This is a genomic window from Streptomyces sp. NPDC050703, assembly GCF_040654435.1.
Taxonomy (GTDB): domain Bacteria; phylum Actinomycetota; class Actinomycetes; order Streptomycetales; family Streptomycetaceae; genus Streptomyces.
Map to the genome: position 1 here is coordinate 97986 of NZ_JBFAHX010000012.1, position 21043 is coordinate 119028.

Here is a 21043-nt window from a genome sequence, read left to right on the forward strand (position 1 = left end):
AGCCGTCGACGCCATCGCCACCGCCCTCGACCGCGAAGACCACCACGCGACCACATCACGACCACCACACCACGCACCGCGTCAGGCCGACCAGCACGATCCAGGCACCGCCGACCTGGTTACGACCACCCAACGACCACGTACGAGGAAGGCCGCCCCTGCCATACGGCAGAAAGGCCTCCGACCTGCAAAAAGCTGGTCGGGACGACAGGATTTGAACCTGCGACCCCTTGACCCCCAGTCAAGTGCGCTACCAAGCTGCGCCACGTCCCGGTGCCCGTGTGACCTGGGGTTTCCCCCTGGCCGAACGCGCACGGAAACAATACCGCACTCCGACGGGTGATCGCTCACCCCTTTCGCCTGCCGGACCGACGCGGAGCCCTCCGGCCTCGCGGCGCGGGGCCCGTCGGCCTCAATCACGCTTGAGGTCGCCCGTCCGCGTACGGTCGCGGGGACGCCCGGCGGGGCCGCGCCCCGCCCCGTGGCCGGCGGCCGCGGGTGGCCCGGTGTGGGCGTCGGCCCTGACCAGGCCGCGTATCGCCGGCACCGAGAGCAGGGCCAGGACGACCACGACCGTCATCGCGCCGCCCGTGATCAGGACCGCCTCGGCCCCGAAGGCGCCCGCCGCGGGGCCCGCGAGCGCCTGGCCCACCGGGAGCATCGCGAGGGAGCCCGCGACGTCGTACGCGTGGATGCGGTTCAGGACGTCCGGGGGAACCTGGGTCTGGACGCTCGTCGCCCACATCACACCCCAGAACGACGCGCCCGCGCCCGCGACGGCCGCGCCCGCCGCCATCAGCGGGACGTCGAGCCCCGCGCCGACGGAGACCGGGAACGCGCAGTTCGCCACGAGGGCGAAGCTGCCGGCCCGGAGCATGCGGCGGGGGCGCAGCCGCAGGGCGATCAGGCCGCCGATGACGGTTCCGGCGCCGAGGGCGGAGTTCACCAGGCCGTAGGCGCCGGAGCCGTGGTCCCGCACGACCAGCGTCGCCACCAGCGGCACGGTCGGACCGATGGTGGTGATCATCAGTACGCTGTAGACGGCGATGACGCCCCACAGCCAGGTGCGGGCCCGGAACTCCCGCCACCCCTGTACGAGGTCGGCTCGGAAGCCCTCGCTGTGCGGCTGCGAGCCCGCGGGCAGGGGCGGAAGGCGGAGCAGGAGGAGACACAGGGCGCTCACTCCGTACGTGGCCGCGTGCGCGGCGAACACCGCGCCGGGTGAGGCGAGGCCGACCAGGACACCGGCCGCGGCCGGTCCCGCGAGCGAGGCGGTCGACTCGGCCACGCGGATCGCTCCGTTGGCCTTCTGCACGTCGGCGGCGAGACGCGGGACCGTGCTGGCGACGCCCGGCTGGAACAGGGCCGCCGCGGCGCCGTTGGCCGCGCCGATCGCGCAGATTTGCCAGAGGACCACGTGGCCGGTGAGGAAGACGACCGCCGCGACGGACTGCGTGCCCAGGCGGACCAGGTCGGCGCCGATCATGAGCAGCCGGGTGCTGAACCGGTCGGCGAAGACCCCGCCGAAGATCACCAGCCCCGCGAAGCAGACGGTGGTCGCGGCCATGGCGAGGCCGACGGCCCCGGCGCCGTGCCCGTGCCGCAGCAGCCCGGCGGCGAGGGCGACGGGCAGCATGGTGTCCCCGAGCTTGGCCACGGCCCGGGCCCCGAAGAAGAGCCCGAAGTCCCGGCTCCAGATGCCGGCCTCCCCGCCTCGCACCGGCGCCCCTGACGGCACGTCCGCCACCCCTCCCCTGTAGTTGTGGCGGGATCATGCCATGCGGCGCGGGCAGCGGTCGCCGCATTCGCTCCCCGCCCCATCACCCCGTAGCCCAGTAGCCCGTAGCCCCGACTGTTCCGCGATCTGTGACGCGACCCGTTCGCGCGCGGCTCCCCGCTGCTCCGCTACTCCGCGCCCGGCAGCACGCCCAGCTCCGGGTGCTCCTCCAGGAGCCGGGGCGGGGCCGCCTGGCGCCAGGAGTCCGCGAGGATGTCCGTCAGCTCCTCCTCGTCCAGCTCCGCCAGCCGCACCCGCACCCACGCCGATCCCGCCTCATGGGCGGCGACCCAGAACTTCTCCGGCTCGGCGAGGACCAGCTCGTCCCGCTCCACCTTCGGGCAGCGCACCGCGATGGACGTCTCGTCGTCGGGCACCGTCACGAACATCTTTCCGGACACGCGGAACGTGGGCATGCTCCACGCGGTCTTCTCCACCGTGTCGGGCAGGGCGAGGGCGACGCGGCGCACGTCGTCCGAGGTGACGTGGGCGGTACGGCCCCGGGATCTGGTCTTCGGCATGGCGAGAACGTTAGCCAACGCCACTGACATCCCGCCGAAGCCGTCGGAGCCCCCGGAGCCGCCGCCGAAGCGTCACAGGACCCGCTCGTCCAGCCACGCCGTCAGGTCGGCCTGGACCTCGCCCCGGTTCGTCTCGTTGAGGATCTCGTGGCGCGCGTCCGGATAGCCCTTCCAGGTCAGGTCCTCGGCCCCCGCGTACCGGAAGTCCTCAAGGAGTTCATGGACCAGCGTCATCCCCTGGTTGCACGGGTCCTGTTCCCCCACCGCCACGTGGATCGGCAGGTCGGACGGGACGCGCGCGATGTTGCGCGGATCGTTGATCTTGCGCACGGCGCGCACCCAGTCCAGGGCGAGCCCCGCGGAGAAGGCGAACCCGCAGCGCTCGTCGGCGACGTACGCGTCGACCTCCGCCTCGTCGCGCGAGAGCCACTCGAAGCCGGTGCGGTGCGGGTACGGGTCGTTGAACGAGGCGAAGAGATCGGGGACGTAGGAGGAGCGCGCCGCGCGCCCGCCCTCGGCGACCTCCCGCTCCAGGCGCTCGATCGCCCCCTGGACGTCGGCGCCGGGCAGCGAGCGGAACGTGCCCGAGAGGATCACGCCCGCGAGGCCGTCCGCGTACTCCTGGGCGTAGTCCCGCGCGAGCATCGAGCCGAGGCTGTGCCCGAGGAGGAAGAACGGCAGTCCCGGGTGCAGGGTGCGCACCTGGTCGCCGATGGCCCTGAGGTCGTCGACGATCGCCCGCCAGCTGTCGGCGCCGTCCGCGCCTCCGTCCCCGCCCTCGGAGGTCACCCCGTAACCGCCGGTGGCCTGCGCGGTGGCGCCGTGGCCTCGGTGGTCGGAGGCGACCACGCCGTAGCCTCGCGCGGTCAGGTGCCGGGCGAAGCGGTCGTAGCGCAGGGCGTGTTCGGCGGCTCCGTGGGCGATCTGCACGTAGGCACGCGGCCTGCCGTCGGCCGGCAGCCAGGTGTACGTGGCGACGGGCACGCCGTCCGCCGCGTTGAGCAGCCCGGCGGTGTAGGTGGCGGGCGTGGCGGTCGTGGCGCTGTCGGAGTGGTCGGGCATCGCGGCGGGCTCCCTGCGTACGGCGGTGTGCGGCTGTCCGCGGCCGTGCGGCCCTGTGGCCGGACGGCTCCACGGTTCCCGCTCAGCCTCCCCCGCACCGGCGCCGCCATGCGGATCACGCGCCGTGTACGGCACGACAGGCCCGCCCATGGCTCTCCCCCGCCCTCCCGTATCCGCCCCGCCCCCCCCCGCGGTGCCGTCTCCCGCCGTGGAACCGTCACGGCTGCACCACCACCAGCGCGTACCGCACCTCTTCGTCGCCCAGGCAGCGGAAGCGCGAGGCGCCCCAGAGCCGGTAGCGCAGGCAGTCGCCGGTGCGCAGGGCGTGTGCCTCGCCCCGGACCGTGACCTCAAGGGCGCCTTCGAGCACCCAGATGTGCTGTTCGAGGCCGGGCACGGGCGGCCGGTCGTAGGAGATGTCGGCGCCCGGCTGGAGCCGGCCCTCGACCAGTTCGCCGCGCATCCCGAGGTGCGGCGGGGAGACCGACCAGCGCATGAAGCCGGCGTCGTCGTCCGTCCAGACCGCCTGGTCGACGGCGCGCACGAGCTGCGCGGGCTCCGCCTCCACCTCGCTCAGGAGCTGCGACATGGTGCGTTCGTAGACCGCGCACAGCCGGTTGAGGAGGGCCGCGGTGGGGCTGATCTCGGCGCGCTCGGCACGGGACAGGGTGGAGCGGCTGACGCCGCTCAGCTCCGACAACTCCCCCAGGGACCAGCCGTGTTCGGCCCGCAGTTCGGCCAGCCGTGCGGCGAGGCGCGCGTCGGCTCCGTCGTGTTCCCTGGAAAGATCGTCCATATCCGGCACGCTATCCCGCATCTGGGATGCCGACAAGCGTGATCCGCCTCTCAACGGACTCCGGTCCGTCAGCGAGCGGCCACCGGTCCTCTCAGGGGGACGGCGGCAGGGACTCGCGGTGGGCCCGGGCCAGGGCCGCCATCCTGTCGAGGGTGTCCCTGGCCCTCAGGAGGCCGTCGATCTGCGCCGTGATCCGCTCGCGCTCGCGGGCCATCCGCTCCAGCGTGGCGTCGGAGTTGTGCCTGCTCGGGGCCTCGCGGCACGGCATGAGTTCGGCGATGGTGCCGCTGGAGAGGTTGGCCGCGTACAGCCCCTGGATGAAGTGGACGCGGTCCACGTCGTCCTCCGTGTACCGCCGCTGCCCGCTCGGCGTGCGGGTGCTGGTGAGCAGCCCCCGCTGCTCGTAGTACCGCAAGGACCGCACACTCACTCCGGCGCGTGCCGCGAGTTCCCCGATCCGCATGGCTGCCTCCCGCGGCGTTCTCCCATTTGCCCCTGACACCGGTGTCAGGTTTTAGCGTACGCATGCGCTTCGGCAGCCGGAGCGCACGGGTACGCGAGGAGAACCGACATGCCTTCCCTGTTCAGCAGTTACCGCCTCGGCGGACTCACCCTGCCCAACCGGACCGTCATGGCCCCCATGAGCCGCGTCCGGGCCGCCGCCGGCGGTCTGGCCACTGCCTCGATGGCCGCCTACTACGCGCAGCGCGCCACGGCCGGGCTGATCGTCACGGAGGGCGTCCAGCCCAGCCTGGTGGGGCAGTCCAACCCGGGCACGCCCGGCCTGTACACCGACGAGCAGACCGATTCCTGGCGGCAGGTGACCGACGCGGTCCACACCAGCGGTGGACGTCTCTTCGCCCAGATCATGCACGGCGGCAGGGTCTCGCACCACGAGACCACGGGCCTCCGGCCGGTCGGCCCGTCGGCCGTGCCCGGCGAGGGCAGCGTGTTCACCCCGAGCGGCCCGCAGCCGATGCCCGTGCCCCGGGCCCTGGCGACCGACGAGGTCCCCGGGCATGCGCTGTCCTACGCGCACGCCGCCCGCCGCGCCGTCGACGCGGGCTTCGACGGAGTCGAACTGCACGGTGCCAACGGCTACTTGATCTCCCAGTTCCTGTCGTCCAACGCCAACCTGCGCGAGGACCGCTACGGCGGCTCGATCACCGGCCGGATACGGTTCGCCGTCGAGGCGGCGTCCGCCACCGTGGAGGCCGTGGGCGCAGCCCGTACCGGTATCCGTCTGTCGCCCGGCGGCGGCATCTGGGGCGTCGTCGAGGATGACGCCGCCGAGCTGAACACCGCCCTGCTGACGGAGCTGGCCCGTCTCGACCTCGCCTACGTCCACCTGGAGGGCACCACCGACGAGGAGACCCTCCTCCTGCTGCGCAAGACCTGGCCGGGCACCCTCGTCGTCAGCCCGACCATGCCGGGCGGCGCGCAGCAGACCGGGCAGGCGGAGGCCGACCACTGGCTGGGCCTCGGCGCCGATCTGATCGCCTTCGGCCGCGGCTTCCTCGCCAACCCCGACCTGGTCGAACGCCTGCGCTCGGGGCTGCCTCTCGCGCCCGCCGACGAGAGCACCTTCTACCAGGGCGGCGACGCCGGGTACCTCACCTACCCGACGTACCAGCACGCGGCCTGACCGTCCCGCGTGCCGTGGAGCGCCGATGCCGGGGCGACTCCGGCCGTCGGCACGGGAGTTGGCGTGGACAGTGCGCTCTTCACGATGAACTCCCCTGACGGCTTGCCGGTCACGCTGGTGACGGGCCGAGCACGGGGTCAAGAGGCCGGACCTGAGTTTCGTGGGGCGCCGGAGGCGGCCGGGGGGGACGGCCTCAGCCCGCCGCTTCCCCCAGCGCCGCGAGGACCGGGCGGATCAGCGGATGCCCCTCCGCGCCGCACCGCACCGCCGCGAACACCCGGCGCGTGGGGGCGGCGCCCTCCACGGGGCGCACCACGGCCCCCGAGACGTCCATGCCGCGCAGCGCCGAACGCGGTACGAGGGCGACGCCCGCCCCGGCCGAGGCGAGCGCCACCACCGCGCGGAAGTCGTCCGACCAGTGTTCGAGCAGCGGCTGGAACCCGGCCTGCTCGCAGGCGAGGACCACGACGTCGTGGCAGGGGTTCCCGGCGAACGGGCCGATCCAGGCGTCCTTGGCCAGCTCCGCGAGCGGCACCCGGTCCGCGTCGGCGAGCCGGTGGCCGAGCGGCAGCACCGCGTCGAAGGGCTCGGCGTAGAGCGGCACGCGGGTCAGCCGGGGGTCGTCGGCGCCGGGCGCGCCCCGGTACTCCACGGCCACCGCCACGTCGACCTGCCGGTCGAGCACCATCGGCAGGCTCGCGTCCCCCTCGGCGTCCCGCACCCGCAGCCTGATGCCGGGCGCGGAGCCGGCGAGGCGGGCCAGGGCGGGGCCGACGACCAGGCCGATGCCGGTGGCGAAGGAGGCGACGGTCACCGTCCCCGCCTCGCCGGAGCTGTACGCGGCGAGCTCTGCCTCGGCGCGCTCCAGCTGGGCCAGGACCGCGTTGGTGTGCGTCAGCAGGATCTCGCCCGCGGGCGTGAGGCGCACACCCCTCGCCGAGCGTTCGACCAGGCGGTGCCCCGTCTCCTGCTCCAACGCCGTGAGCTGCTGGGACACCGCCGAGGGCGTGAGGTACAGCGCGGCGGCAGCGGCGGTGACCGTGCGGTGGTCGGCCACCGCACGGAGGATGTGCAGCCGCCGCGCTTCGATCATGCGGCCAATTCTCCCTCACCCCCCGGCGGTGCCCCGCCCCGGGCCGCGGCCCGCCCCGCGGACGGGACCGGCGGGGCACCGCTGAAGGCTTCAGCCCAGCTCGGCGCGGGCCGCCACGAACGCGTCGACCGCCCGGTCGACGTCCTCCGTGGAGTGCGCCGCCGACAGCTGCACCCGGATGCGGGCCGCGCCCTGCGGCACCACCGGGTACGAGAAGCCGATCACGTAGACGCCGCGCTCCAGGAGGAGCTCGGCCATGCGGCCCGCGACGGACGCGTCGCCGATCATGACGGGGGCGATCGCGTGGTCGCCGGGGAGGATGTCGAAGCCCTCCTCGGTCATCCGCGAGCGGAACAGCGCCGTGTTGGCGGCGAGCCGCTCGCGCAGGTCGCCCGCCGACTCCAGGAGGTCGAGGACCTTCAGGGAGGCCGCGGCGATCACCGGGGCGAGCGTGTTCGAGAAGAGGTACGGGCGCGAGCGCTGGCGCAGCAGGGCGACGATCTCGGCGCGGGCGGCGACGTAGCCGCCGGAGGCACCGCCGAGGGCCTTGCCCAACGTGCCGGTGATGATGTCGACGCGGTCCATGACGCCGTGCAGCTCGGGGGTGCCGCGGCCTCCGGGGCCGACGAAGCCGACGGCGTGCGAGTCGTCGACCATGACCATGGCGTCGTAGCGGTCGGCGAGGTCGCAGATCTCGGCGAGCGGGGCGACGTAGCCGTCCATGGAGAAGACGCCGTCGGTGACGATCAGCTTGCGGCGGGCGCCGCCCTCGGCAGCCTCCTTGAGCTGCTTCTCCAGGTCGGCGAGGTCGCGGTTGGCGTAGCGGAAGCGGCGGGCCTTGGACAGGCGGATGCCGTCGATGATCGACGCGTGGTTGAGCGCGTCGGAGATCACCGCGTCCTCCGGGCCGAGCAGCGTCTCGAAGACACCGCCGTTGGCGTCGAAGCACGAGGAGTAGAGGATCGTGTCCTCCTGGCCGAGGAAGGCGGAGAGCCGCGCCTCCAGTTCCTTGTGCACCTCCTGCGTGCCGCAGATGAAGCGGACGGAGGCCATGCCGTAGCCCCAGCGGTCCAGGGCCTCGTGGGCGGCGGCGACGACCTCGGGGTGGTCGGCGAGGCCGAGGTAGTTGTTGGCGCAGAAGTTGAGGACCTCGCCGGGGCGGCCCCCGGCGGTGACGGCGACCTTGGCGGACTGCGGGGTGCCGATGACGCGCTCGGGCTTGTGCAGGCCGGCGGAGCGGATCTCGTCGAGGGTGGTCCGGAGGTCTTCGCGTACGGAGTCGAACATGCGGGAATCCTTAAGGGGTGAGCCGTGGAGGGGCGGGCCGGAGCGGGGCGCGGGTCAGGTGGTCCAGTCGAGGATGACCTTGCCGCCGCGGCCGCTCGCCGCGTCGTCGAAGGCCGCCTCGAAGTCGTGGTGGCCGTAGCGTCCGGTGATCACCGGGGCCAGGTCGAGGCCGCCTTCGAGCAGGACGGACATCGCGTACCAGGTCTCGAACATCTCGCGGCCGTAGATGCCCTTGATCGTGATCATCGAGGTGACGATCCTGGCCCAGTCGACGGCGAACTCCTCGGCCGGCAGACCGAGCATGGCGATCTTGCCGCCGTGGGTCATGTTGGCGACCATGTCGCGCATGGCGCGCGGGTTGCCGGACATCTCCAGGCCGACGTCGAAGCCCTCGCGCAGGCCGAGTCCGCGCTGGCCGTCGGCGATCGTCGCCTCGGCCACGTTCAGGGCCAGGCTGACGCCGACCTTGCGGGCCAGTTCCAGGCGCTCCTCGCTGACGTCGGTGATCACGACGTTGCGGGCGCCGGCGTGCCGCGCCACGGCGGCCGCCATGAGGCCGATCGGGCCCGCCCCGGTGATCAGCACGTCCTCGCCGACCAGCGGGAAGGACAGGGCGGTGTGCACGGCGTTGCCGAACGGGTCGAATATCGCGGCCACGTCGAGGTCCACCGGCGTCCGGTGCACCCACACGTTCGCCGCGGGCAGCGCGACGTACTCGGCGAAGGCGCCGTCGCGCCCGACGCCGAGGCCGACCGTGGCGCGGCACAGGTGGCGCCGCCCGGCCAGGCAGTTGCGGCACTTGCCGCAGACCAGGTGCCCCTCGCCGCTGACGAGGTCGCCCGCCTTGACGTCGGCGACGTCGCGGCCGGTCCCGACCACCTCACCGACGAACTCGTGGCCGACCACCAGGGGCGCGCTGATCGCCTGCTGCGCCCAGCCGTCCCAGGCCCGGATGTGCAGATCGGTCCCGCAGATCCCGGTGCGGAGCACCTTGATGAGGACGTCCCCGTGGCCGATGACCGGCTCCGGTACGTCCATCAGCCGGAGACCCGGCTCCGCCTTCTCCTTGACCAGCGCCTTCAACGCAACGGCTCCTGTCGTACGTCGCTTCTTCCTCCGACGGCACAGGAATCTTCCCTACGGCGGCGCCCGGGTCCATCGAGACTTTCTTAAGCGCCGCCGCAGCTTTCCTTCAGACCTTGCCGGTCAGCGCACCTGTCCGCCCTCGAAAGAGGCGGTGAGGGCGGGGTAGGTCCATGCTGTACGGCGTACTGGGATTTACGAACTCGCGCGCTTCTCGTCCGGAGTCCAGCAGGAATGCCGAGGCGTCCGCCGAGTCTGCGCCCCACATCCCCGCCGCCTCGACCCGCTGCACCTCCACCTCGTCGAACCCGCCGGCGGCGAGCAGATCGCGGATGCGGTCGGAATCTGTCAGGGAGAACATGCCGGGGCCGCCGGCCTTCCCGAAGCCGCCGAGCGGGCCGAAGCCCAGAGCCCGACCGTGGCGCTCGTAACGCCAGGCCGTCAGGACCGGCTCGATCAACTCCCAGCGGGCGTCGGAGAGATCGCTCGAATACGGGCGCAAGGCGACTTCTGCCCCCGTCAGCACTACGCAAAACATCAGGTATCGGGCTCTGCTGATGAAAACGACCTCTTAGGTGTATCGCACCTCGGCGGACAGGGACGGGACCTTGACCGGACGCACGAGCGGGTGAAGGCGGGCAACCCCCGGCGGGCTCATATCCAGCCGCACTCCCGCGCCCGGACCCCCGCCTGGAACCGCGTATCGGCGTCCAGTGTGCGCATCAGAGCCGCCACCCGCCGCGTCGCCGTGCGTACGCTGACCCCCAACTGCCGGGCGATCGCCTGGTCCTTGAAGCCGGCGTGCAGCAGACGCACGAGCACCAACTCCTCCTCGCTGGGCCCCTCCCCCACCTCGTCCACCTGATGGGCGAGCAGGGGTTCGGCGCGTTCCCAGTACGCCTCGAACAGCTCCATCAGACCGTCCAGCAGGCCCGACGGATGCACGAGCACGATGGATTCCTTGCTGCCACCGGTCAGCGGCACCATCGCCACCCTGCGGTCCACGATCCGCGCCTTGAACGGGAGATGACGCAGCAGCCGCGACTTCTCGCCTAGCGCAGTGAGCCGCAGAACGGTCTCCATCCGCCCGGGCGGATCCATCGACTCCAGGCAGTACACGCCCCGGATGTCCACGCCGCGCTCCACCCACTCGCGGGTGGCCGCCTTCTCCTGCTCGTGGAAGTGCGGCTGACCGACCGCCTCCAGGTACGGCGGCTTGTCCAGCGTCCACAAATGGGTGGTGACGGACCGGTGCACCTCATCGACCCGGCGGGCGATCGTCTCCGGGTCCGAGAGCACCTCCACCAGGGCTTCCGGGTCCGAGGTCAACTGATGGGCCCAGTAGAGGCGCTGGAGGTCCGACAGCTGCGCCTCCATTTCGCCGTACATCGTCTCCGTCTCGGACCGACGCCGGTTCAGCAGGGCCGAGAGCGCCGACCGGGGGCTCACCGCTTCCCAGCGGCCCCGGCCCACCCGCCGCACGAGGCCGAGACCGGCCAGCCGCTTCAACGCCTGCCCGGTACGCGCCACTCCGGCGCCCGCGCTCTCCGCGAGATCGCCCACCGTGCACTGCTGTGCCGACAACACCGCCCGGTACACGTTCTCGTCGAACGCGCTCACACCCACGGCTTCCAGCACAGCCAGCCTTTCTTGCCACCCGAGGGGACGGCGCCGGAGGCCCGTGCTTCGGTGCGGGCCGACCGGTCTTCCCACGCGTGGCGCGTTTGGTCACCCCGCCAAAGACGCCATCACGCTATCTGGACAGTCGGTATTTGCACAGCGTTCACTCATCCCGGACCACCCGTCAGTCACCCCTGGTGCCAGGCGGACAGAGATTCCCGTCCCCATGCTCACGCCACAGGCGAGCACCCACGCTCGCCTCTCCGGTGTGCGTGGAAATCCATGAGGAGAGTTCGTGTCACTCCTGCCGCGAAGAACATCGCGCAACCGGCGGGCCGCCCTCGCCGCCTTGCTCACCACCGCCCTTTCCGCACTCAGCCTTCCCCTGGCCACGACCGCCACCGCCGTCCCCGCCACCGCTCCGATCGCCACATCCGCCACCGGCACCTACCTGGTCACCCTCGCCGACGAGCCCCTGGTCACCTACGACGGCGGGGTAGGCGACCTGCGCGCCACGAAACCCGCCAAGGGCGGCAAGCTCGATGTCGCATCGGCCGCCGCCAAGCGGTACCGCACCCACCTGACGGGCCGGCAGACCCGCGTCGCCAAGAAGGTCGGCGCCACCGTCCGGCAGCACTACGCGGTCACCACCAACACCTTCAGCGCCCGACTCGACGCCCGCCAACTGGTGCGCCTCGCCCGCACCAAGAGCGTCGTGCACATCGCCCCCGACCAGTTCCTCAAGGCCACCGACGACCGGAGCTCCACCGACTTCCTCGGGCTCCCCGGCCGCAAGGGGCTGTGGAAGGCCCTCGGCGGGACCGCCGAAGCCGGCAAGGGCATCGTCATCGGCGACATCGACACGGGCATCTGGCCCGAGAACCCCTCCTTCGACGCCCCGGCCCTGAGTTCCCGCAAGCCCGGCAAGAAGGACCGCTACCGCCCCTACCGCGTGGGCACGGCCACCGTGATGCACAAGGCGGACGGCGGCACCTTCAAGGGCACCTGCCAGACCGGCGACAGATTCACCGCCGCGGCCTGCAACGAGAAGGTCATCAGCGCCCGCTACTTCGGCGACGCCTGGTTCGACGCCGTTCCGGAGTCCAACCGGGCCGGATACGTCTCCCCGCGCGACAGCCAGGGCCACGGCACCCACACGGCGTCCACCGCGGCCGGCAACGCCAACGTCCCCGCCAAGGTCGACGGTGAGGACCTCGGCACCGTCTCCGGTGTGGCCCCCGCAGCCACCATCGCCGTCTACAAGGCTCTCTGGCAGAGCAAGGACGGCCAGTCGGACGGCGGTCTGACCAGCGACATCGTCGCCGCCATCGACCAGGCCGTCGCCGACGGCGTGGACGTCATCAACTACTCGCTCGGCGGCACGTTCGAGAGCGCGTACAACAACCCGGCACAGGTCGCGCTCCGCAACGCCGCCGCGGCCGGAGTCTTCGTCGCCACCGCCGCGGGCAACTCCGGCCCGAAGGCGTCCAGCCTCGACAACACCGCGCCCTGGACCACCACGGTCGCCGCCGGCACCATCGCGTCGCACACCGGCACCGTGACCCTCGGCAACGGCACGAGCCACACCGGCATCAGCACCACCGTGCACCGGAAGGTCGGCCCCGCCCCGCTCGTCCTGGGCTCCGCGGTCAAGGACCCCGACACCGTGGACGTCTACGCGGAATTCTGCATGCCGGACTCCCTCGACCCCGCCCGCACGGCCGGGAAGATCGTCGTCTGCGAACGGGGCTACAACTCCCGCCCCGACAAGTCCGCCGAGGTCCGGCGGGCCGGCGGCATCGGCGTCGTCCTGGTGAACTCCAGCGACGAGAGCACGGACGGTGACCTGCACAGCCTGCCGACCGTCCATCTCAACACCCCCGAGGCGACCGCCGTTCGCACCTATGCCGCCACGGACGGGGCCACCGCCACCCTCGCCAAGGGAGGCACCTCGGACGCCTACCCGCAGGTGGCCGACTTCTCCTCGCGCGGCCCCTCGCTCGTCGGCAACGGCGACCTGCTCAAGCCCGACATCACCGCGCCCGGCGTCACGATCCTCGCGGCCGTGTCCCCGGACGGCAACAAGGGCCACGACTTCGACTACTACTCCGGCACCTCCATGGCCACCCCGCACATCTCCGGCCTGGCGGCGCTCTACCTCTCGGAGCACCCCACCTGGTCCCCGATGAGCATCAAGTCGGCCATGATGACCACCGCCACGCCGACGAAGACCGCGGAGGGCAGGAACAGCGACGACGCCTTCGCGCAGGGCGCCGGCGAGGTGGAGGCACGGGCCATGCTGCGGCCCGGACTCGTCTACGACTCGGGTGAGCGGGACTGGCTCGCGTACCTCGAAGGCTCCGGCGTGGACACCGGAACCGGAACGAAGGCCATCGACCCGAGCGACCTCAACTACCCCTCCATAGCCATCGGCGACCTCTTCGGCAAGCAGACCGTCACCCGCACCGTCACCGCGACATCGGCGGGCACCTACCGCGCCCGGGTGGACCTCCCCGGCATCAAGGCCACCGTGAGCCCGTCCGTACTGCGCTTCGACCACCCCGGCCAGAAGCGCACCTTCACCGTCACCCTGGACGTGACCACCGCGCCCGCAGGACGCGTCGACACCGGGGCCCTCACCTGGACCTCCGGCCGCACCACCGTCCGCAGCCCGATCGCCGTCACCCCGCAGATCGTCCGCGCCCCCGCCGAGATCAAGGGCTCCGGCTCCAGCGGCTCGACCAAGTTCTCGGTCACCCCGGCCACCAGCACCCTGACGGCCACCGCCTACGGACCGGTCGCCTCGGACACCACCAAGGGCACCCTGACCACGACGCAGCAGATCTCCTACGACGCCAAGATCCCGTCCGGCACCAAGGCGTCGCAGATCACGGTCCGCTTCGACGCGGCAGAGGACACGCTCACGGGCGTCCTCTGGGGCAGGAAGGTCGACGGGGTCCTCCAGGACGTCCAACTCGCCGGCCCCGACAGCGACGGAACGGTCACCATCACCGTGCCGCATCCCACGGCCGACGCCATCTTCGTGTCCCCGGTCGCGATCGGGGCCGAGAACGAGACCGTCACTCCGTACACCTATCAGGCGAACCACATCACCGCGGACAGCCCCGCCACCGGCAAGGTCACGGTCACGCCGCGCCAGGGCCGTGTCACCCCCGGCGTGCCGACCGACCTGACCGCCGCCTGGTCCGGCGTCCCGGCGGACGCCCGGTCCGGCGCCTGGATCGAGTACGGCAACGGGGCGGGCTCCTTCCTGACCCTCAACTGAATCCCGGCACCCACCTGCGGGGGCGGCACGCACACGCATGCCGCCCCCGCAGGCGTGCTCCGCACGGGCCGACTACTCGAACCGCGACGTGTCGTCGGCTCGGTGCCGCAGTCGCCGGCCGGCCCCGGGTCAGCGGCTCGTCCTCGTCGGGCGGCAGTACGGCGGCATGGCGCGCTGGGCGCGGGCCCGGGCCCTGAGTCCGGCGTCGCGATGGGAACTGTCCGGAGCCGAGGACGCCGTCGGTCGCACCACGGTCGTCGCGGACGGCGGCTGGGGGGCACCGGCCTGGTCACCCTCACCGCCGCGAGCGGGCAGGCCGAAGGATGCCGTCGGTGGCTGTCGGCGCGCCTCTTCGAGGCGGGACGGCGGGACGGCGGGACGGGCGCACGGTGTGGTCACCGTGCGCCCGCGGCGTTCGTTGATCAGTCGAGGGTGTCGACTACCTCGCCGAGGTCGACGAACTTGAAGCCGGTGGTCTCGCGGTCGCCGTCACCGGGTGTCTCCTCGCCGTCCTGGACGACGAGCAGGCCGTTCGGGTAGCGGGTGCCGAGCGGGGCGTTGAGGGCGGCGGCGCCGTCGCACACCTCGGAGCCGTCGAGGGTGGTGGAGGCCGCGGCGACGCGGAAGGCGCTCTCGTACTCGTTGTCCTCGTCGCGCTCCCGGTCGTAGGCGACGAAGGTGTTGTCACCCTGGCTGGAGGCGAGCAGGTAGCCGTCGCCGTCCCCCTCGGTGACCAGGGTCAGGCCCTCGACGTCGGCGCTGACGTGCGTGCCACCGAAGCCGGGGTCGACGCCTGGCGTGCACTCCTCGGTCTCCTCGTCGTAGGTCCCCGGCCGGCGTCGATGCGCCAGATGCCCTCGACCTGCGGCAGTTCACCCGGCTCGCCGCACGGCGTCCAGGAGGCGCCGTTGGGCATCCGGAAGGAGGACGGCAGGTCGAGGACGCGGACCTGTCGGTACCCGACCGTGCCGGCCGAGGTGGCGACCAGTTCCATCAAAGCGATCCGGGTGCGGTTGCGCCGGCTGACCAGCGCGTAGGAGCGGCCGGTGGCGCGGTCGGTCCAGGTGGCCAGGCCGTACGCGGTCTGCTGCTCGTTGATCTCGGCCTGGTCGGCGGAGAACACGGGGCGCGCTCCCGGGTCGGTGACGTCGGTGAGCGGGCCGCCGGGCTTGTCGCGGTCGATGCGGTAGATCCGCAGCCGGTCGTTGCCGCGGTCGCTGACCACCGCGACGTCCGCACGCCCGCCGCCCAGGCGCAGGCCCTGCACCAGGTCGACGTTGTTGAATCGGCCGGGCTTGTCGTCGGCGCCCGGCCCGGCCGGGGCGGGGACCGACCGCACTGGCGGGCGTCCAGGTCGTAGACCCGCAGGCCACCCTGCTTGGCCGTCGCGATCACCAGGCTGCGGCCCGGGCCGGCGGAGTTGCGCCGGATCGCCGGGTCGTCCGCGTCGGCGTTGCCGCCCGCCTCGTCGTCGTACAGCGGCGCGGTCTCGGCCTTCGGCAGGACGCCGTCGATCCCGGAAGCCTGGGCCGGGAGTGCGAACGAGGTCGCGAGCCATGTACGCGACATAAAGATGAACGGCGGTTGAACGCACCGCGAAACCCGCGGAGTGGGGACCGTACCGCCCCGGCGCATGCGGTGGCTCCCGCGGCCGGAGCACCCGAGCAGGGGCTCCGGCCGCGGGAGCACTGGTGGTGAGCGGGACCGGTCAGCCGATGGCGATACCGTCGAGAAGGAAGACGGTCGACAGGTAGGTGTCTTCGGTGCCGGCGAACTCCAGCTTCACCGTCTTGCCCTTGTAGGCGGACAGGTCGACGGTCTTCTGGACGTATCCCGCGCTCGCGTTGGCGTTGGAGTAGGTGGCCAGTGTGGTGCCGTTCACTTTGACCTTGAGCGTGTCGTAGGCCGTGGAGCCGGACTCCTGGGTGGAGACCTTCAGCGAGAAGGAGAGCTTCGGGGTGCCGGTGGAGGGCACCGCGATGTTCGACTGGGACAGGGACTCGACGGCGTCGGCGCCGTAGCCCATCATCCAGGCGTACCAGGACCCGTCACGCGCGGTCTGCAGGGACGAGTTGGTGATGATGTTGTCGCTCTGGGTCCAGCCGCTGGTGCCCTGCTCGAAGCTGCCGTTGGTCAGCGCGTTCCCGCTGGGGGGATCGGTCGGATCGGGGGTGGGGGTGCCGGTGCCGGGGTCGGGCAGGGCGGTGCCGACGCTGACGGCCGCCCATGCCTTGGAGACGAGGTAGCGCTCCTGGGAGTTGGTGCCGTACAGGTCGGCAGCGGCCTGCAAGGTGGCGGTGCGGGCGCCGGCGTAGTTGGTGGCGGAGGTCATGTAGGTGGACAGCGCCCGGTACCAGACCGCTGCGGCCTTGTCCTTGCCGATGCCCGCGAAGGTGTCGTTGTTGCAGGTGGTCCCGTTGTGCGAGCGTCCGTTGATGGTCTTCGCGCCGGTGCCCTCGGCCGCCAGGTAGAAGAAGTGGTTGCCGATGCCGGAGGAGAGGTGCACGTCCGACGAGCCGGCGTTCGAGTTCCAGCAGGACAGCGACCTGCCGTCGGCGGCGGGGTTGTCCATCCGGCGCATGTAACCGCCCGACATGTTGAGCTTCTCGCCGATGTAGTAATCGCCCGGGTCGCCGGCGTTGTCGGCGGAGAACTCGACCATGGTGCCGAAGATGTCGCTGGTGGCCTCGTTGAGGCCGCCGGACTCGCCGGAGTAGGTGAGGTTGGCGGTGGCGGCGGTGACGCCGTGGCTCATCTCGTGGCCGGCCACGTCCAACGCGGTGACCGGGGTGTTGCCGTTCTGCGAGGAGCCGTCGCCGAAGTACATGCAGAAGCAGTTGTCGTCGTAGAAGGCGTTCAGCAGGCCGGTGTCGACGTGGACGTAGGCGGGGGCGCCGCGGCCGTCATTGCGGATACCGGAGCGGTTGAAGGCGTTCTTGTAGTAGTCCCAGGTCTTCGCCAGGCCGTAGGAGGCGTCCACGGCGGCGCTCTCGCGGCTGGAACTGGTGCCGTTGCCCCAGGAGTTGGTGGTCTTGGAGAAGGCCCGGGCGTTCTGTCTCGGGTTCGACTGCGGGCTGTTGTACGAGTCGTAGACGACCGTGCCGCCGTGCGCCGCGTCGGTCAGGGTGTAGCCGCTGCCGGTCTGGGTGGTCTCGATGGAGACCTGTCCGGAGGTGACGCCGTTGCCGGTCCCCGTGGCGCTCTGGTGCAGTTCGTACTGGTCCAACGGCGCGCCGCTGGTCGCGTCGACGATCACCGCCTCCCGCGAGGCGGGGCCGGTCTCGCCCTCGCCGGTGACGGTCGAGCGGTAGGCGAGGACGGGTATCTTGCCGGCCGCGTACACCACCAGGGTGCTGTCCTTGCCCGCGGCCTTGGCGTGCTTCACGTGCTTGGCGTGCTTCACGGCCTTGGCGGATGCCTTGGCCGCCGTCAGCTTCGGGGTGATGCCGGGGATCCGGACGGCGCCCTGGTGCGCCAGGTCCGAGCCGGTGATCTTGCCGTTCTTGGCGAGGTGCACCACCAGGTCGCCGCCGATCACCGGCAGGCGTCTGTAGGTGCGGTCGTAGCGCACGTGCCGGGTACCGGCGGTGTCGATCAGCACGTCCTTGGCCACCAGGCGCTCTTCGGGGCCCAGGCCGAGTTCGCGGGCGGTCGCGGCGGCATTCCGGCCGGCCGTGCGTATTGCCTCGCGGCGCGCGTCAGCCGTCAGCTTTCGGAACCCGGCGCCAGATCGGTCCGCGGAGGTGTCGGCGGCCGCGGCGGGCCGGGGGGCCGCGCTGGACTGGGTGGCCACCATGGTGAGGGAGCCCAGGGCGAGGGCTGCCGCCACACCGGCTGCCAGGGCGTTCTTGCGGTACATCGCAATCCTTCCGCCGGGCCTTGACGGGGAAAAGCTGCAGAACGTCATCTGGGGCTCGGGGGGCGTTCGGCAGCAGTTGGCTCGGCTGTGGCCATGAGGCTAAGGACGAGGGAGGCGGCCGACATCGGGGCAACCCCTTGATCTGGACGGGGAGGCCCGGCGGGCCCACCATGGCCCGATGCCAGACTCTGCGATGTGGATGAACGCGTTCCACGAGGCCGGTCCCGTGCTGCCGGTAGTGCCGGAAGACGTGCACGGCACCCGCCGGGTGGTCCTGTTCGGGCCGCCCGGAAGCGGGAAGACCACCGCGGCCGGGGAGCTGGGACGACGGCTGGGCCTGCCCGTCCTGCGGCTGGCCCCGCGTCCGCAGGATGCCCTGGTTCCCTGTGCCGGGCTGCTCGAACTCGCGCTGGCCCTACCGGCACTGCCCGGCGCGCGGGAACTGGCGGCGGCAGTCGACGAGGCCGCCGGCCGGCCGGGTTCTCCGGACGATGCCGGTCGGTCCCTGCGGCTGCGCCGGCAGACCACCGCTCTGCTGCGGGAGGCTCCACCGATGACGCTGGTGGTGGACAACGCCCAGTGGCTGGACGCGGCCAGTGCGGCCGTCCTGGGCTGGGCGCTGCGCCTGACCCCGGGCCTTGCCGTCATCGCGGCCGAGCGCACCTGGCGCCCGGGAGCCGCGGGCCACTGGTGCGGAGAGGACACATGCGCGGTGCGCGTCCCACCCCTGACGTCCCCTCAGGTCGCGACTCTGCTGTCCCCGTACCGGCTCGCCCCCCGCGAGGTCACGCGCATCCACACCCACAGTGGAGGAAACCCGGCCCTGGCCCTCGCGCTGGCCGACGCCTCGCGCCCGCTCCCGGACCTGGGCGGTGAGAGCGACACCGCCCTGCCGCCGACGGCCCGCCGGCTGGTGGGCGAGTGGCTGGACGAGGTACCGGCCCAGGTACAGGAACTCCTGACGTTCGCCGCACTGGACGACCGGCCCGACCTCGAACTGCTCGGCCGCCTGACCGACCCGGCAGCCGAGGCCCTCCTCACCCAGGCCGAGGCAGCGGGGCTGCTCGACATCGAACGGGCGGACAGGAGCGTACGGTTCACCGCCTCCGCGATCGGCACCGAACTCGTGGCCCGGCTGCCGGGCGACGAGCGCAGACGCCTGCACGCCCGCCTGGCCGAGGCCAGCCACGACAGCGTCCGCCGCGACCGGCACACCGCGCTGGCGGCCGATGGCCCCGACCGGCAAACAGCCCGCCGCGCCGCCCGCGCCGCCGTCCGCGCGCGGCAGCGCGGCGACCACGCACTCGCGGCAGAGCTCTCCCTCCTCGCCGCCCAGCGCACCCCGCACGACGACAGCGAACTGCTCACCGAACGGGCCCTGACCGCCGTACGCGACGCCGCCCACTACGGCGACCTCCCCCGCAGCCGGGCCGCCGCCCGACTCGTCCTGGGCCACGACCCCACCCCCGCCCAACACGTCGACGCCCTCGTCGCCCTGATCGACGCGAGCGGCCGACGCCTGCACAGCGCGGACGAACTGTTCGCCGCCGCACTCCACGCGGCGGTCGGACGACCCGATCTCACCGCGCGGATACTCATCCGCCAATCCATCTGGGCCAACGTCAACGACGGCGACCCCCACCGGGCGTGCGCCCTGGCCGGCCGGGCCACCGCCCTCGCCGAAGCCGCCGACGACACCCCCACCACCGTCATGGCCCTCACGATGCGGGCCCGCCTCCAACGCGTCCTCGGCCACCCCGACGCCGAGACCACGCTCAGCCGCGCACTGTCCCTGCCACGCACCGCCTCCATCCCGGTCAACGGCACACCCCAGCACCTCGCCGCCCGGCACGCCCTCTTCGACGACCATCCGGACGACGCCCGCACCGCGCTGCTTCCCCTGCTCGTCGAAGCCGAGCGGACGGGAGACACCGAGGCGACCGTGGACATCCTGCGCAGCCTCGCCGAGGCCGAACTCCGCGCCGGACGGTGCGCCAGAGCACTGCACCACGCCCACCGCGCGCAGGCGCTGACGGACGAGACCTCCCTGTCCCCCTCACCCGCGTGCTACACCTCCGCCCTCGTCGAGGGCACCGCCCGACGCACCGACCTCGCCCTCGTCCACGCACACCGCGGAGTCGACACCGCCCGGCAGGAGGACAACAAGATCTTCCTCTCCCGCAACCTCTTCGCCCTCGGCCACCTCCTCCTGGCCACCAACCGCCCCAAGGAAGCCCTGGAGGCCCTGGAGGAGGTCCGCGCACTGGAGGAGCTCCAGCAGGTCCGCGACCCCTCCGTCCTGCGCTGGCATCCCGAACTCGCCGAGACCCTCGTCGCCATCGGCCACCTCGACCGGGCGCAGAGCCTCCTGGACGACACCCGCCGCACAGCGACCGACCTCGGCAGGGACGCGGTCCTCCCTGCACTCGAACGCACCCAGGCGCTTCTGGACGCGGCCCGCGGCGACTACGACACCGCGGCCGGACGCCTCACCGACGCGGCCGACCGCCTCCGCCACCTTCCCCTCGAACGGGGCCGGACCCTGCTGGCGCTCAGCCACACGGAACGACGCGGACGCCGGCGCGCCAGCGCCCGCACCGCCGCGCAGAGCGCCGCCGACCTCTTCACCGCCCACCACGCACACCCCTGGACCGAAACCGCCGCGCACACCCTCAGCCGACTGGAAGCCGCCCCCACGGACAACAACGCCCGCCCCCGCCTCACCTCCGCCGAACAACGCTGCGCCGAGCTCGCCGCCGCCGGAGCGAGCAACCGCGACATCGCCACCACCCTCACCGTCAGCGTCAAGACGGTCGAAGCGACCCTCACCCGCGTCTACCGGAAACTCGGCCTGCACTCACGCTTCCAGCTCGCGCACGCCGTCACACCAGCACGCGAGTGACCCGACCGTACGGCTCCAGCTCCGGGATGCTCCCGGATTTGCCCTGGAGCTGCCGCGCGTAGCCTGGACCACCTTGCGGTGGTCGCCGGGATCAGCGCTCCGGGGAAGGCTC

General features: G+C 72.3%; 15 protein-coding genes, 1 tRNA gene and 2 pseudogenes. 5 read left to right on the forward strand and 13 right to left on the reverse strand.

Annotated features, from left to right (window positions below; genetic code table 11):
* Positions 1-196 precede the first annotated feature (196 nt).
* The 6 genes from AB0I16_RS14220 to AB0I16_RS14245 all read right to left on the reverse strand — a co-directional run bounded on the left by AB0I16_RS14220 (position 197) and on the right by AB0I16_RS14245 (position 4619).
* Positions 197-273, reverse strand: a tRNA-Pro gene (locus AB0I16_RS14220).
* Positions 274-412: 139 nt separating this feature from the next.
* A complete protein-coding gene (locus tag AB0I16_RS14225) occupies positions 413-1699 on the reverse strand; it encodes an MFS transporter (protein WP_363249713.1) in 1287 nt (428 codons plus the stop codon).
* A gap of 206 nt (positions 1700-1905) precedes the next feature.
* Entirely contained in the window at positions 1906-2298 is a 393-nt protein-coding gene (locus AB0I16_RS14230) for an MmcQ/YjbR family DNA-binding protein (protein WP_363249649.1), read from the reverse strand.
* A gap of 72 nt (positions 2299-2370) precedes the next feature.
* Complete coding sequence (locus AB0I16_RS14235; protein ID WP_363249650.1) at positions 2371-3360, reverse strand: alpha/beta hydrolase; 990 nt, start codon at positions 3358-3360, stop codon at positions 2371-2373.
* A 217-nt stretch (positions 3361-3577) separates the two neighbouring features.
* Positions 3578-4156 carry an XRE family transcriptional regulator gene (locus AB0I16_RS14240; protein WP_363249651.1) on the reverse strand — a complete coding sequence of 193 codons (579 nt, stop codon included), beginning with the start codon at positions 4154-4156 and terminating at the stop codon, positions 3578-3580.
* Between the two features lie 91 nt (positions 4157-4247).
* The gene (locus tag AB0I16_RS14245; RefSeq protein WP_363249652.1) at positions 4248-4619 is read right to left on the reverse strand and encodes a MerR family transcriptional regulator; all 372 of its coding nucleotides are present in this window, start codon (positions 4617-4619) and stop codon (positions 4248-4250) included.
* 108 nt (positions 4620-4727) lie between these two features.
* On the opposite strand from AB0I16_RS14245, the gene AB0I16_RS14250 reads away from it, so the two are divergent.
* Positions 4728-5801, forward strand: a complete 1074-nt coding sequence (locus AB0I16_RS14250; protein WP_363249654.1) for an alkene reductase — start codon at positions 4728-4730, stop codon at positions 5799-5801.
* A 193-nt stretch (positions 5802-5994) separates the two neighbouring features.
* Here AB0I16_RS14250 and AB0I16_RS14255 read toward each other — a convergent pair whose 3' ends face one another.
* From AB0I16_RS14255 to AB0I16_RS14275, 5 genes are all read right to left on the reverse strand, one after another.
* Positions 5995-6894 (reverse strand): LysR family transcriptional regulator, encoded by a 900-nt coding sequence (locus AB0I16_RS14255; RefSeq protein WP_363249655.1) that lies wholly within the window; start codon positions 6892-6894, stop codon positions 5995-5997.
* 90 nt (positions 6895-6984) lie between these two features.
* Positions 6985-8181 carry a glycine C-acetyltransferase gene (locus tag AB0I16_RS14260; protein WP_363249656.1) on the reverse strand — a complete coding sequence of 399 codons (1197 nt, stop codon included), beginning with the start codon at positions 8179-8181 and terminating at the stop codon, positions 6985-6987.
* Positions 8182-8235: 54 nt separating this feature from the next.
* A complete protein-coding gene (tdh, locus tag AB0I16_RS14265; RefSeq protein WP_363249657.1) occupies positions 8236-9264 on the reverse strand; it encodes an L-threonine 3-dehydrogenase in 1029 nt (342 codons plus the stop codon).
* Positions 9265-9373: 109 nt separating this feature from the next.
* Positions 9374-9790, reverse strand: a complete 417-nt coding sequence (locus AB0I16_RS14270; protein ID WP_363249718.1) for a hypothetical protein — start codon at positions 9788-9790, stop codon at positions 9374-9376.
* A 128-nt stretch (positions 9791-9918) separates the two neighbouring features.
* Positions 9919-10902, reverse strand: a complete 984-nt coding sequence (locus AB0I16_RS14275) for a transcriptional regulator (RefSeq protein WP_363249658.1) — start codon at positions 10900-10902, stop codon at positions 9919-9921.
* 277 nt (positions 10903-11179) lie between these two features.
* On the opposite strand from AB0I16_RS14275, the gene AB0I16_RS14280 reads away from it, so the two are divergent.
* Both AB0I16_RS14280 and AB0I16_RS14285 read left to right on the forward strand, forming a co-directional pair.
* The gene (locus AB0I16_RS14280; RefSeq protein ID WP_363249659.1) at positions 11180-14170 is read left to right on the forward strand and encodes a S8 family serine peptidase; all 2991 of its coding nucleotides are present in this window, start codon (positions 11180-11182) and stop codon (positions 14168-14170) included.
* A 211-nt stretch (positions 14171-14381) separates the two neighbouring features.
* Positions 14382-14481: pseudogene (locus AB0I16_RS14285) on the forward strand (IS5/IS1182 family transposase); the annotation flags it as partial.
* 111 nt (positions 14482-14592) lie between these two features.
* Here the strand turns inward: AB0I16_RS14285 and AB0I16_RS14290 are convergent.
* Positions 14593-15649, reverse strand: a pseudogene (locus AB0I16_RS14290) (phytase).
* Here AB0I16_RS14290 and AB0I16_RS14295 point away from each other — a divergent pair.
* Complete coding sequence (locus AB0I16_RS14295; RefSeq protein WP_363249719.1) at positions 15549-15758, forward strand: hypothetical protein; 210 nt, start codon at positions 15549-15551, stop codon at positions 15756-15758. The pseudogene AB0I16_RS14290 and the gene AB0I16_RS14295 overlap by 101 nt on opposite strands.
* 120 nt (positions 15759-15878) lie before the next feature.
* Here AB0I16_RS14295 and AB0I16_RS14300 read toward each other — a convergent pair whose 3' ends face one another.
* Positions 15879-18029 (reverse strand): M4 family metallopeptidase, encoded by a 2151-nt coding sequence (locus AB0I16_RS14300; protein ID WP_363249660.1) that lies wholly within the window; start codon positions 18027-18029, stop codon positions 15879-15881.
* 178 nt (positions 18030-18207) lie between these two features.
* Between AB0I16_RS14300 and AB0I16_RS14305 the strand changes: the two genes are divergently transcribed.
* On the forward strand, positions 18208-20931 hold the full coding sequence (locus AB0I16_RS14305) for a LuxR family transcriptional regulator (protein WP_363249661.1): 2724 nt from the start codon (positions 18208-18210) through the stop codon (positions 20929-20931).
* Positions 20932-21043 lie beyond the last annotated feature (112 nt).